Here is a 14243-nt window from a genome sequence, read left to right on the forward strand (position 1 = left end):
AGCCAAACCCACACGGCTCCTCTTGCAGTTGCGGTGAAATGCGGACTGTTTGGCGGCTTTTTTGGCCAAAACAGTCCGTATTCCACCGCAAGTTATCTGAGGGCTAGAGGTTGTAGGTGACCACTTGAGGTTCGGCGGGTTCGACGAAGATGGTTGGATCCGGCTGCTCCACGCGGGCGAACTTGACCGTCACCGTCTCAAAGCCCGCCTTGTGCAACACGTCGGCGTAGACGCGCGCCTGCAGGGCGTGCTTCTCGAGCAGCTGGTCCGGCGTCTCATCCGGCGTGCCACCCGTCTTGTAATCGATGACCAGTGCGCGTAACGGATCGGCCGGGTCGGTCGCCAAAGCGTCGATGGCGCCTTCGGCATATGCACCGTAGCGAGCGATGTCCTCGTCCTCGCAGCCCAGTGAAAAGAACGGCACCTCGGCGCGAATGCACGGCCACGCGAGCAGGTCGGCACGAACAGCCGACTTGAGCCAGCGGTTCAGGGCAACGTCGAAGCGTTCGCGCTGCTCCGGCGTCAGGCGCCACAGACGCGCCAGCGCATCGGCGCGCGCAGCGGGCAACGCGTCGGCACCCATCTCGATGAGCCACTGGCAGGCGGCGTGGAACGCCGAGCCCAGCGCCATGGGGTTGCCGGCGGGCTCAACGACGGCCACGTCCGCATCGGCCATCTCCGAGCCATCCGACTCTGCATCATCGCCGGCCTCGTCCATGGGAACACGAGCCTCGGCGGCACGGTCTTCCGTCTCGGCATGGAGTGCCGCGGCGATTGACGAGTAGCTGTACGAATCGCGCTCCGGATACGGACAGATGCCCATGCGCACGTCCACTGCCTGGGGATACACAAGCTCGAACGAATCGGGCTTGGGGTCGACAGGACCGGGGACGATTGTACTGGCCAAATCGTCGGCAGCATCCGTATCGGCATCGCCACGAACAAGCCTGCCCTCGGCATCCAGCGAAGCGTTGGCCTCAAACGTCTGCTCGCCAAAGGTAAAGTCCGTGAGCGAAATGAGCTCGTAGTCGCCCGGCTGGGAGTTGTCGAACACCAGGCGGTCGCTATCGAGCTGCGGCGTGTCCAGAGCGTCAGTCGGCAAAATACGGCGCAGCACGTCGTAGGTCAGATCCGTCTCGACATCGAAGGTCGGCGCCGTCACCTTGCCACGGCTCACACCGGCATCCATCGCCAGAATGACCAGCTCGCGTGCTCGCGTCATGGCGACATAGAGCAGGCGGGCCCGCTCCTCGAGCGAGAGCTGCAGGTCGTCGTTGCGCAGGCGAGCAAATGCCTCGGCGGGAGAACCCGTCGCACAAACGTCCTCCATGAGCTCCGGCGGCAGCCACAGCGACGTGCCCTTGCCCTTAAACGCATGCTCAAACTGCTTTTTGACGTCGTCGCCCTTCACAAAGGTTCCGTCGGCGAGCTTAACGCCGTCGAAGCGTGCCGGCAGTGCCACGACCTGCGCTCCGCCATCGACGCGACCCATCTGTGCCGCACCCGAGGACTTACGCACGCCAAAGCACTCGGCGACCGCCACGACCGGATACTCCAGGCCCTTGGATGCATGCGCGGTCATGATACGCACTGCGCCGTCGCCCTCCTCGTTGAGGGCACCCGGGGCCTCCTTGCCCGCCAAGAAGCGGTCGAAGGCCAGCGCGATGGAACGCGGCGAGTTGCCGAGCTCAGCCTCTGCCTCGGCCACGGCGTCGAGCGCCTTGAGCACGTTGGCGGCAATGGCCTTGCCCTCGGGGCCGCGCTGCGCCAGACGCACAAACCAGCCGGAAGCATTGACCACGTCGCGCGCGATGGCGGCGAACGAATCGCGGCCCACGCGACGAAGCGCATACCGCAGCACCTCGCGGGCGCGCGTCACAAGCGGCAAGTCTTGCAAACCCGGCACGTCGAAATCGCTCATGATGCCCATGTCGATATTCCGGCGCGAGGTCTCCCCTGTCTCGCTATCGAGCTTGGTCGCCAGCGCCAGGAACTCCTGGGCGCCGAGCGCAAACATCGGCGAGGCGAGCAGCGGCATAAGGCCCTGCGCCGTATCGGCCGGATTGGCGAGCGCACAAACCAGGGCGCGCACCGTCTGCACCTCGGCGGCTTGGGAAAAGACCGAGCCGCCCGCGATGACGCAGTCGAGCCCCTGGTCGCGGAAGGCCTGGGCGTAGACGTCGGCATTGGTCATGCGGCCCAGCAGCAGCACCATGCCGCCCTGGGGCTGGCCGGCATCGGCAAGCGCGCGGAATCGCTCGGCGATCGCACGGGCCTTGGCCTGTGTGCGCTCCTGCGTGCTGCCGCCGGCAACAAAGAGGGCCTGGCGACGCGAGGCGTCTGCCACCAGCGTGTCCTTGCGTCCGTCACTCGCCTCAAGGTCCAAAAAGCCCTGCATCAGGCCGCCGTCATCGCCGTCGAAGACGCGTGCCACATAACGCAGTACCTCGTCATGGCTGCGGAAGTTGCGCACGAGCTTGACGAGCTCGCCGGCGGGGGTGTCGGTCACGGCAGTCGCCTCGGGCGCGGCAGACGAGCCCACCTTGCGCTCCTGGCGACGGAATACCTCGACCTCGGCGCCACGGAAGCGATAGATGGACTGCTGTGCATCGCCCACGGTGCACAGCGCGCGCTCCCCCGCACCCGTCAGGTAGCGTATCAGATCGACCTGCATCTGGTCGGTATCCTGAAACTCATCGATCATGACCATCTTAAAGCGGCCCTCGTACGCAGCACGGATGGCCGGGTAATCGCGCAGGGCCTCGTAGGTCATGCGCAGCAGGTCGTTATTATCGAGGGCGGACTGGGCAGCTTTCAGCGCGCGATACTCAGCCTCTACAGAGCGGGCCAAGCCCACCAGTGCATCGAGCGCGGGACCACCGCAGGCAAGCACGATATTGATAAACGCATCGGCGGCCTCGGCCTTGAGCAGCTCGACCTGCTCCTTAGGGAATGCCTTGCTCGCGCGCGGCATGGTGCACGACATCATGAGTCGCGCTGCATCGGCCATGGTCTTGCCGCTCGCCTCGAACGCGTCAATGGCGTCGAGTGCCATCTGCGCCTTCTCGGTCGCGGCCTTGCTTGCGCCCAGCGCCGCGCGATAGGCATCGGCGAGTGCCGAGGTATCGGCCTGGCCGCGCGCCACGCACACGTCGTCCATACCGCCCGGCAACTGGCTCGACAGCTCCAGCAGGTCGCGCACCAGGCCCTTGATGGTCGTGCCGGTGCCAAAGGAACCGCCCTCGCCCGCCATGGGATACCAGGCATAGAGGGCCTTGAGCGATGCCGCGAGCTCGGGGGCGGCATCGGGCGCCGTCGCGCGGGCCAACACATGCTCAACAGCCTGGTCCATAAGCTCGTCGGTATCGGTGAGCACCGTGAACTCGGGGTCGATGCCCAGCTCCAGCGCATGCGCGCGCAGGATACGCGAGCACATGCCGTGAATGGTCGAGATCCACGCGTCGTCGACGGTCAGTGCTTCCTCGTCCATGCCCTCGTCGATAAGCGCACGGCGCACGCGGTCACGGATCTCGGCCGCGGCATCTTTGGTAAAGGTAATGGCGAGCACCTGGTCAAGATGTTCAACGAACGGACCGGATTCAGGCGAGAGCGCGTAGACGATGCGACGCGTGAGGGTAAAGGTCTTGCCCGAACCGGCGCCCGCCGAGACAAACAGCGGACGGTCGAGCGTTTTGACAATCTGCAGCTGTTGCGGCATCAAAGTCGAAAGATCCATGGTCTACACGTCCCTCCTTACAAACGTTCCTTCGTGGTTATACGAGCAGCGCGCATGCGCGGCCTGAGCCGACGTCGGGTCGACGGCGGCAACGTTGCCTGCCTCGAGCTCGCGCAGGCGCTCGGCGATGCCGGCCTCAACGCGATCGAGCAGGGCGTCGAAGTCCATGCTGCCACCCTCGCCGGGGAAACCTTTCTTAAGGCCCGGGATGCGACCGTCGCCGCGCTCTTCCTCGAGCAGCTCGGCGCTCGCGGCACCGCGCAACGCCGGCTTGCCGCCCTTGGTCGAAAAGTAGAGCGCCGCGCGGGTGTCCAAATCCAGCGCCCGGCGCATGGCCTGGGCGTAGATGAGCGTTTGGGTATGTGGTGGCAACCAGCGCGGATCGTCGATGGGCGCCGTGCCCGATTCCTCGTCGCGCACCGTGGGGTCGGCGAGCTTAAACTCCTCAACGCCCGTGCGATGCTTGTAGTCGATCACCACGGCACGATTCTCGGCGTCCACGTCCACGCGGTCGATGCGCCCGCCAAGCGGCCAACCGGCATACTCGACCTTGAGCTCGTTGAAGGCGAACTCCAGGTAGCGCGGGGCAAAGGGGGCAAGTGCCTCGGACTCGTAGGCAAGCACACCCTCCAGCTGCGGCAAGATCTCGGCCACCTGGCGTTCCTCCACCGCAGAGAGCGGCACCAGCGGGCCCTCCGTGCCGCGCTTGCCGGCGTGCTCGGCCAACGTCTCGTCAAAGACCTCGTGCAGCAGCTCCTGTGCGCGCGGCAGATTCTCGGGCGTCACGCGCTCCATGCCCTCTTGGGGCAGACGGGCATGCAGATGCTCCAGCACGTCGTGGACAAAGTTGCCCTTCTCCATGTTGCCAAAGCCCGCGTCGATCGACTGGGGCTTCACGCGGTACGAGACGAACCAGCATAGCGGGCAGGTCGAATAGGCCTCGATCTGCGAGGCGGACGTCAGACGCGGCACGAGCGGCGCGTCCTCACCCTCGCCATCGCGACGGCGCAGGACCAAATACGGCACGGCCTCGGCACTCAGATGCTGAGGGGCTTCACAGGTCACGCGCTCGCGCTTGAGGCCTTCACCTGCCGCGGGATCAAAGTCGGCGATGATATCGCCCTCGCCCACGCGCATGGGCTTGGCAGCGCCAGCGGCCTCGGCATGTGCCCGCAGCTCGGTCCATACGGCTGCCGGGTAGCACTCGCGTGCCTGGCGATCGTGTGTCACGCGGGCGAGCGCGACCGGACCGCTCGCCGCCTGCATCGCACGGCCAAAGCGCACGCGCAGCAGGGCAGCGGGCTCCAAAGACACGCCGTCGCGGCGCAGCTCGGCTGTCAACGTGGCAAGCGGGCCCTCTTCGTGCGAAAGCGGATAGCTGTCCAGGTCGACATCGGCAAACAGCACGGCATCGTAGCTGCCAGGGCGAAGAACCGACGCATCGGCAAGCGACGCGAAGCGCACTTGTGCTCGTGGTGTGCGATCGACCTCATAGGTCTCGTAATCGTAGGCGGTACTGCGCTTGTCCACCTTGGTTCGAACGCCGTCGAGAACCGGCACGGTCGCGGCCTGCGACACGTCGAGCGCGCGAGCATCGTTCATAAGGATGTCGATGGCATGGCGCAGCAAAGCCGTCTCTGCCTGGCGACGGGCCTGGCCGTCAAGGCCGCCTAGAGCGCGATCGGGCAGCGCCTCGGCAACGGCAAGCATGGCCTTAAGCGCCGTCACGGGCTTGTCACGCCACAGCGCCTGGAACACGTCCGAGACCACACACGGTACGTTCTTAAACCAGTTATCGTCGCTCGTCGCCTTGCGCGCGCCCCTCACCTGGCCCTGAACGCTCTGCAGCAGGCTCTTGACGCCCGCGGTAGTCTTGCTGCGCGAGAGACGCACGTTCTTGTCGAAGCCGCGGGCGCTCGCGGCGTCGGCACCCGAAAGCGGGCTATAAATCCAGTCGGTAAGCTCCGGGGCGGGCCACCACTCGGTCTTGGAGGCGGTGCCCTCGTCGGCGGCCTTCATGCGCTCGATCAGATTGGCGAGCGCCGTGAACTGCCTGCCCGCGATGGATTGGGAAAACGCCGTGAACTCGGTTGTCTCGGCCGCAATGTGACGCGCCGCCAAACGAGCAGCGAGTTCGCCAAACAGCTGGGGCGCCCGGGCGGAAACCACGAGCACGCGCGCGGGGTCGGCGTTCGTCGCGGCGCCGTCGCGCGACACGGACTCCTCACATGCCGCGACCAGGTTCTCGAGAGCATCCACATAAGCGCGGGCGCGGGCATGGGGGCCGGCCACCTCTATAAAAATAGGTTGAGCAGCAGGCGCAGAAGCGGTCTCGGGCGCAGCGGCGTCCTCCCCCAACGGGGCGGCCTCAAACAGCACGCCGCGGGCATCAAAGGCGGCGGCCAGGTCCTCGCGCATCGCCGCCTGCTCGCAAGCCAGCAGCACGACAACCTCTCCCCCGCTGTTCGCCACGGCCGACAACAGCTCGAGCAGGCTATGCGTAAACGACGTGACACCACGCACGCAGACGGCGCGAGCGCACCCCGGCAGGTTGTTCGCCAGGGCTTCTGCCATCATATCGGCGGCTTCGCAGGGCTCGACCATATCTCGACGGTCCAAACCGCCCGCGTAGGCACGCAAAAGCTCAAACACACGAGCCTCGGCATCGCTTTTTGGCTCAGGCTGGCAATTGTTGCTACCGCATCGCTCGGCCGTCGTCCCCGCCACACCCGGCAGCACATCGCGGGCCATGCGCGCAAACATGCGCACCGTGCCCTGGCTGCGCGAAAGCGGCTGCAGGTCGGCATCGTCGAGACGCGTGACCATGTCCGAGAACAGCATCTGGCGCTGCAGGTTGTCGACGAAACCGCGCCCGTCGCCCAAAAGCTCCCAAAGCGAGCGAAGCCACGATGCGGGTGTCTTGTAGTCGATACCCAGCGAAATGCCGGCTTCCGCCGCACCATGACGGCACAGATCGAGCTCGGCAAACGTAGACGCCAGCAAAACGGCACGTCCATGGCGGGCAATAAGGTCGGCAAGCAGCGCCGCCTCGGCATCGCTCAAATCCGTGCCGGCATTGGTGGTATAGATTCGAACAGGCATGGTCCTCCGCTCAAACTGTTCGCAATAATCAATGCATCCATCCTACCCGCCCAAGCGGACAGATTTGCCCCACGCCAACAGATTTGATCCCCTGGGGACGGAGGAAAACGGATCACCGGGTTAGACTGACCCCCTCGGTGATCCGTTTTCCTCCGTCCCCAGGGGATCAAAAAAACCGCCCCCGGAGGAGCGGTTTTGAACAATTGGTTTTGCGCGGCCTACTCGCCATCCTCCAACTTAATGAGAATCTTGCGGTAGCCACCGTACTCGCCGTTCAGCGCCTTTGAAACGCGGCTCACCGTGGTGGACGAAGCGCCGGTACGGGCCTGAACCTCAACATAAGGCTCGCCCTCGTCCAAATAGCGCGCAACCTGCAAACGCTGAGAAAGGTCGCAAATCTCGCGCGGCGTGCAGATATCGGTCAAAAACGCTTGGATATCCTTCTCGTCATCCAAAAGACTAAATGCGTGGACCAGCTGCTTGACATCAGGCTTGTCAAACATGTTCTCGATATTCATCGATCACCGCCAAACCCGCCAAAAGGCATCGAAGTTGATACTGACATCGGGCATCGTTCGCCCGTTCTATGCAATAGGGCAACGCCTGTGGCTTTTGCCCGTAGCAGTGTAGCACACCACCAAACTAAAGCGACAAGACTCACTGCCAGCGGCGCGTTTTTCAGGACGAACGCCGTTTAGAAACCGTATGCGCACGTAAGCTCCACGAATATTTGAGACAATGGGCGCCCAAACACCGCGGCGCGCCCACGCAACCATCCAGGTCGCCGCCGCAAGCCGCTTCACGCGACGCCAGCAACCCCGGCGCAAGAAAGGATTCACGCCATGCGCTTTATGCTTAACTGGCTCTTCACCTCGATCGCCATCGCGATCGCAACGTTTCTCGTCCCCGGCATTCAGCCCTTCGGCATGGCCGACGCCTGGGTCTGCTTTGCCTTTGTGGGACTGTTCCTGAACATTGTCGATTCGCTCGTCAAGCCGTTCCTGACCGTCATCTCACTGCCGCTCACTATTATTACGCTTGGTGTTTTTCAGCTCGTAGTCAACAGCTTTATGCTCGAGCTGGCCAGCTACCTGTCGGTCAATCTGCTGGGCGCGGGCATCTCCATCGCCAGCTTTGGATCGGCCTTTATGGGCAGTATCCTGGTATCCATCACGCGCAGCATCCTCGACAGCATCGCCGAGGATTAAAACGGCCATTCCGACCGTGTCCGTCTAAACAGCCCAAAACGAAGCCGCCCATCGCAAAAATGGGCGGCCTTCTTATTTGTCAAGTCTCAAAGGGCGAGAGAATCTACAATTTTCACCCCGTCCCCAAATGCAGGTGTGGGTTAGATGACGTAGTCGTAGCCATGGTTGGGAGCGACAAGTTGATCGAGCGTCACACCGTCGAGGTAGTCGTTGATGAGCTTGTCCAGGTTCTTCCACACGTCAAGCGTGGGGCACTCATCCGAACGCGAGCAGCCTTTGCAGTCGCCATCCAGGCAGGCGACCGGCGCCAGACTACCCTCGGTCAGGCGCAGGATCTCGCCCACCGTGTACTGCTCGGGCGGGCGCGTGAGCACGTAGCCACCACCCTTGCCACGCATGCCCGAAAGCATGTTGGCGCGCACGAGCGTAGCCAAGATGTTCTCGAGATATTTCTCGGAAATCCCCTGTCGCGCCGCGATCTCTTTGAGCGGGATGCGACCGGCCGCCTGGTGCTCGGCCAGGTCGACCATAACGCGCAGGGCATATCTGCCCTTAGTAGAAACCAACATGTATAGTGCTGCCTTTCGGTCATTTAGTCCGTAGAAATTCTAGCCGAAAAATTGGTTTTGAAAATACCCGTTCCGGTCAAGATGGTTAATCAACTTGCAATAATCTCCTATTTCCTATTGCATTACTAGGCTTTACTGTCTACCATGCTTGCCAACAGCAAAACGAACAACCCATAAGGTTTATGGGTTTCACTGCTGCACACACCGTAAAACCACACGGTATCCAGTCATTTGAACACTTTGGAGGTTCACCATGAGCAATGTTTACACGTCCATCGATCAGCTTATCGGCCACACTCCGCTTCTGGAGCTCACTCACTTTGAGGCCGATGAGGACCTCAAGGCCCGCGTGCTCGTCAAGCTGGAATACTTCAACCCCGCCGGATCCGTCAAAGACCGCGTCGCCAAGAACATGATCGACGAGGCCGAGAAGGCCGGCAAGCTCGTGCGCGGTGGCGACTATACCATCATCGAGCCCACGAGCGGCAACACCGGCGTCGGCATCGCCTCGGTGGCGGCTGCCCGCGGCTACAAGGTAATCATCACCATGCCCGAGACCATGTCCGTCGAGCGCCGCAAGCTTATGCAGGCATACGGCGCACAGCTCGTGCTCACCGACGGCTCCAAGGGCATGAAGGGCGCCATCGCCAAGGCCGAGGAGCTGCAGAAGGAGACGCCCAACAGCATCATCGCCGGCCAGTTTGTGAACCCCGCCAACCCCGCCATCCACAAGGCCACGACCGGCCCCGAGATCTGGGATGACACCGACGGCAAGGTCGACATCTTCGTCGCCGGCGTTGGAACCGGCGGCACCGTGACCGGCGTGGGTGAGTTCCTCAAGGAACAGAACCCCGAGATTCAGGTCGTCGCCGTCGAGCCCGCCACTTCCCCGGTGCTCTCTAAGGGCCAAGCCGGCCCGCACAAGATCCAGGGTATCGGCGCCGGCTTTGTGCCCGACGTCCTCGACACCCAGGTCTATGACGAGATCATCCCCGTCGAGAACGACGACGCCTTTGCCACCGGCCGCGCCGTGGGCCACAAGGAAGGCGTGCTCGTGGGCATTTCGTCCGGCGCCGCCGTGTGGGCCGCGCTGCAGCTGGCCAAGCGCCCCGAGAACGAGGGCAAGACCATCGTGGCGCTGCTCGCCGACACCGGTGAGCGCTACCTGTCCACGGCACTGTTCCAGGACTAGAGCTTCTCGTTCTTAGAACGAGTCCAAGGCACGCCGGCCTTCCCTCTCTTCTGGCAGCCTGGGCTCATCCCAACAGGGCGTCCCACATGACGCCCGAACTTGCTACAATGTCTGCGGCGCGGAACCAGCCTCCCGCGCCGCTTTTCTTTTTGGCCACATGCCACCAAGGAGAACCTCCCCATGCACAACAAGCGCGTGCTCGTCGCCATGAGTGGCGGCGTCGATTCCAGCGTGACCGCGTACCTGCTCAAGCGCCAGGGCTACGAATGCGTCGGCGCCACCATGCGCCTCACCTGCCCCGCGCCCAATCCCGTCACGGGCATGAGTAAGGTCGACCGCGACATCGCCGACGCAAAGGCCGTCGCCGAGCGCATTGGCATTCCACACCATGTGCTCGACTTGCAGCAGACCTTCGACCGCAATGTTATCGAGCGCTTCGTGACTGCCTACCAGGAAGGGTTGACGCCCAATCCGTGCATCATCTGCAACCGCCATATTAAGTTTGGCGCGCTGCTCGATGCGGCACTCGATATGGGCTGCGACTACATCGCCACGGGCCACTACGCCAAAACGAGCCAGGCGTCCGACGGCACCTGGCAGCTGCATCGCGGCGAAGACCCCAAGAAGGACCAGAGCTACTTTTTGTATTCGCTCACGCAAGAGCGGCTGTCGCGCACAATCTTTCCGCTGGCCGGGCTGGACAAAGAGCGCGACGTGCGCCGCATTGCCGCCGAGCAGGGCTTCATCAACGCCAAGAAGGCCGAGAGCGAGGACATCTGCTTTATCGCGGACGGCGACTACGCAGACTATATCGAGCGCCGCTGCGGACATCCCGCTGCACCGGGCGACATTGTGTGGCGCGACGGCAGCGTGGTCGGACGCCATAACGGCGCGCTGCGCTATACCATAGGCCAGCGCAAGGGCCTGGGCGTCGCGATGGCGCACCCCGTGTACGTAACGGGCGTCGACGCCGTCAACAACACCGTGCATCTGGGCGAGGCAGAGGACCTGACCGCCGCGGCGCTCACGGCCAATGACTGGATCTGGAGCACCCCTGCCGATCGCATGGAGGCAGAGCTCGATGATGGCGGCATTCGCGTGGGCGCCAAGTACCGCTACCGTCAAAAGGACCAGGCAGCGACCCTTACACGTGGCGCCGACGGACAAATGCTGCTGACTTTTGACGAGCCGCAGCGAGCCATCGCCCCCGGCCAAGCCGTTGTAGTCTACCGCGGCGACATCGTCCTGGGCGGCGGTACCGTGACCGGCGCCATCAAGTAGTCCCATCCCCTTCATAAGTTGCGGTGAAATAGGGACTGTTTAAGCGTTTAAAACCGCCAAACAGTCCCTATTTCACCGCAACTTAGAGAGGACGGCCTCGGTCGGTACTACTGTATCAGCCGAGGCCGCTGCATCGTTAGCGCTGTACGTAGGCTCGGACCAGCTCGTAGGTGTTGCGCACGCCGTCCATGTGGCTGCGCTCGTAGTTGTGGCTCGCGTACACGCCGGGGCCGATTAGACCATGGCGAATGTCGTAGCCAGCCGAGAGCGTGGCCTCAACGTCCGAGCCGTAGTGCGGATACACATCGATGGCGTAATCGAGCTCCAGCTCGCGCGCGATGTTGGACAGCGTGGTTACCAGGTCGTAGTTGTACGGACCGCCCGAATCCTTGGCGCAAATCGACACCATGCGCTCGGTGCAGCCCAGGTCGTCGCCCACGCAGCCCATGTCAACGCTGATCATCTCGCGCGTGTCGGCCGGCACGAAAGCACCGCCGTGGCCGACCTCCTCGTACACGGTAAAGAGCAGCGACACCTTGCGCGAAAGCGACACCTCGCCGTCAGCAACAGCGCGGGCCAGACCCAGCAGAATCGACGCCGACAGCTTGTCATCCAGGAAGCGGCTCTTGATGTAGCCGCTCTCCGTCACCGTGGTACGCGGATCCATAGCGATGATGTCGCCGGTCTGAATGCCCAGCTCAAGCACATCGTCCTTGCTGTCGACATTCTCATCGAGCAGGATTTCCATGTTCTTCTCGATGGTCTTGACCGGCTCGTCGGCCACATGCGCCGAAGGCTCGGTATTGAGGACCACGCCCGTGTACACATTGCCGTCGCGCGTGTAGACGGTGCAGTTCTCGCCATCGGCCGTAGACCACTGGTGCCCACCAAGCGTCGTGGGACGCAGGCGGCCATTGTCCTTAATGGAGCGCACCATGGCGCCCAGGGTGTCGACATGGCTCGCCAACACAAGCGGCTCGCCCTCACCGCCAAGCTCAACGAGCACGTTACCCTTATTAGAACGCTCAGGCCCAAAACCCATATCGCGCAGGGTCTCCATCAGATAATCAGTCGCCGCACGGGTGTAGCCGGTAGGCGAAGCAATAGAAGTCAGCGTCTTAAGCTGTCCTGCGATATAGGAGAGCGTCTCCTCTAGAGAAGCATCAATATTAGAAGTCATATGCATCCTTCCAAGTAAAACTAAGACCGAGTCCCGATTTTAACCGTTCTGCACGTGCAATGCCCCAGGAGCCGAGCCGCCTCCAGACGTCCCCGCACCGGTTTTGTGCACGTGCACGGTTTACAATCTCAATCTTGCATAAATCCTATTGGTATTTGCATAGAAATGAGGCATCTTTTTGCTTCGTCTCAGGGTGCCCCACCTTGGACCGTGCAAAAAACGGAGTATTCAGCACCGTGGGCCCCAACGGCCCCATCACGAACGACAAAACGACGCGGTTACAGCAGTGTTGCAGGTCGTCGCAAAGCAGAAACTCAGTAACAACCCCCTCCACTCATCGATAGCCCGCCCACAATGGCTGTCGATGGGCGCCTGCGGATCACTACCGCCCATTCACAACGTTATGCATTTTTAAGAGCTTGTTGAATACTCCCAAAAATGCACGCAGGGAAGTGCACCACCTATCCGCAGCGGGCAGTACGCCTTGGTTTTGTCCGTCTCAGGGCATCGACGCAGCACAAAAAGCCCCGCCGTGCGTAGCACGGCGGGGCCAGCGGCACGTCAAAAGACCATACACCTACGGGCGAAGGACCACCAAACTGGGCTAGGCAGCCGGGCAGATCTTCTTGAAGAGCTCGATGACGTCGTCGAGCGTCGCCTCGCGCGGGTTACCCGGGAAGCAGGCGTCGGCCATGGCGTCCTTGGCCAGGACCTCGATCTCGTCGGCCTTCATGGCCTCGCAGACGTGCGGGATGTTCACGTCGGCGGAAAGCTGCTTGACGGCGGCGATAGCGGCGTCGGCAGCCTCGTCGGTGCTCATGCCCGTGGTGTCAACACCCATGGCGACGGCAACCTTGGCCAGACGCTCGGCGCAAACCGGCTTGTTGAACTCCATGGCGATCGGCAGCAGCATGGCGCAAGCGACGCCGTGCGGGGTGTCGTAGTGAGCAGACAGGGTGTGAGCCATTGCGTGGTCGATGCCCAGGCCAACGTTGGAGAAGCGCATGCCGGCGACATACTGGCCAAGGGCCATGCCCTCGCGGCCGGAGCCGGGCTGGCCGGACTTGGCCTCGGCGACGGAGTCACGCAGGTTCTCGCTGATCAGCTTGATGGCCTCAAAGTGGAACATGTCGGAGAGCTCCCAAGCGCCCTTGGTGGTGTAGCCCTCGATGGCGTGGGTCAGAGCGTCCATGCCGGTGGAGGCGGTCAGACCGGCGGGCATGGAAGCCATCATATCGGGGTCGACGACGGCGACCTCGGGGGCGTCGTTGGTGTCGACGCACACGAACTTGCGGACCTTCTCGGGGTCGGTGATGACGTAGTTGATGGTCACCTCGGCGGCGGTACCGGCAGTCGTCGGCACAGCGATGGTGAACACGGCGTGGTTCTTAGTGGGAGCAACGCCCTCGAGGCTGCGGACATCGGCGAACTCGGGGTTGTTGATGATGATGCCGATGGCCTTGGCGGTGTCCATGGAGGAGCCGCCACCGATGGTCACGATAGCGTCAGCCTCGGCGGCCTTGAAGGCCTCGACGCCGTCCTTGACGTTCTGGATAGTGGGGTTGGGCTTGATCTCGGAGTAGAGGCTCCAAGCGATGCCGGCAGCGTCGAGCTCGTCGGTCACCTTAGCGGTGACGCCAAACTTGACCAGATCGGGGTCGGAGCAGACGAAGATCTTCTTGTAGCCGCGACGCTGGAGCTCGCCGGGGATCTCCTTGATGGCGCCGGAACCATGATAAGAGATGGTATTGAGAACGAAACGATTAGCCATTGATAGCCTCCCATCGTGTGCAGGGCACCCATTACGCCCCACGCTATGAGTCCCATCCTAACGCTTTTGAAACAAAATCTAACAGTTTAGATAACAGGTGATGATTCGGGGACCGCAAGGCCCCCGAATGCTATGCTCTTCCCAGCCAAACAGAGAATTTGCCCGAGCGCCCACCCGGATCTTTGTTTGGCGACAATCCCTCCG

9 protein-coding genes are annotated in these 14243 nt (G+C 62.7%); 3 read left to right on the forward strand and 6 right to left on the reverse strand.

The features are described from left to right. Positions 1-103: 103 nt before the first annotated feature. The 3 genes from RX395_RS06300 to RX395_RS06310 form a co-directional block, all read right to left on the reverse strand. Positions 104-3736, reverse strand: a complete 3633-nt coding sequence (locus tag RX395_RS06300) for a UvrD-helicase domain-containing protein (protein ID WP_316366305.1) — start codon at positions 3734-3736, stop codon at positions 104-106. 3 nt (positions 3737-3739) lie between these two features. Beyond that, positions 3740-6838 (reverse strand): PD-(D/E)XK nuclease family protein, encoded by a 3099-nt coding sequence (locus tag RX395_RS06305; RefSeq protein ID WP_316366307.1) that lies wholly within the window; start codon positions 6836-6838, stop codon positions 3740-3742. 218 nt (positions 6839-7056) lie between these two features. Continuing rightward, on the reverse strand, positions 7057-7356 hold the full coding sequence (locus RX395_RS06310) for a YerC/YecD family TrpR-related protein (protein WP_022094855.1): 300 nt from the start codon (positions 7354-7356) through the stop codon (positions 7057-7059). Between the two features lie 324 nt (positions 7357-7680). Here RX395_RS06310 and RX395_RS06315 point away from each other — a divergent pair, with 324 nt between their 5' ends. Next, entirely contained in the window at positions 7681-8046 is a 366-nt protein-coding gene (locus tag RX395_RS06315; RefSeq protein WP_316366310.1) for a phage holin family protein, read from the forward strand. A gap of 140 nt (positions 8047-8186) precedes the next feature. On the opposite strand, the gene RX395_RS06320 is transcribed toward RX395_RS06315, so the two are convergent. Next, on the reverse strand, positions 8187-8615 hold the full coding sequence (locus tag RX395_RS06320) for an RrF2 family transcriptional regulator (protein ID WP_022094857.1): 429 nt from the start codon (positions 8613-8615) through the stop codon (positions 8187-8189). A 253-nt stretch (positions 8616-8868) separates the two neighbouring features. On the opposite strand from RX395_RS06320, the gene cysK reads away from it, so the two are divergent. Beyond that, positions 8869-9807 carry a cysteine synthase A gene (gene cysK, locus RX395_RS06325; RefSeq protein ID WP_055250951.1) on the forward strand — a complete coding sequence of 313 codons (939 nt, stop codon included), beginning with the start codon at positions 8869-8871 and terminating at the stop codon, positions 9805-9807. A 99-nt stretch (positions 9808-9906) separates the two neighbouring features. Continuing rightward, complete coding sequence (mnmA, locus tag RX395_RS06330; protein ID WP_316366313.1) at positions 9907-11088, forward strand: tRNA 2-thiouridine(34) synthase MnmA; 1182 nt, start codon at positions 9907-9909, stop codon at positions 11086-11088. A 136-nt stretch (positions 11089-11224) separates the two neighbouring features. On the opposite strand, the gene RX395_RS06335 is transcribed toward mnmA, so the two are convergent. Beyond that, positions 11225-12268, reverse strand: coding sequence for a M42 family metallopeptidase (locus tag RX395_RS06335; protein ID WP_316366315.1), 1044 nt, complete (start codon positions 12266-12268; stop codon positions 11225-11227). 604 nt (positions 12269-12872) lie between these two features. Then, positions 12873-14039, reverse strand: coding sequence for a lactaldehyde reductase (fucO, locus tag RX395_RS06340; protein ID WP_316366317.1), 1167 nt, complete (start codon positions 14037-14039; stop codon positions 12873-12875). Between the last annotated feature and the right edge of the window lie 204 nt (positions 14040-14243).

Origin of the sequence: Collinsella aerofaciens (assembly GCF_032584215.1) — a bacterium.
In the GTDB taxonomy this organism is placed as follows: Bacteria; Actinomycetota; Coriobacteriia; order Coriobacteriales; family Coriobacteriaceae; genus Collinsella.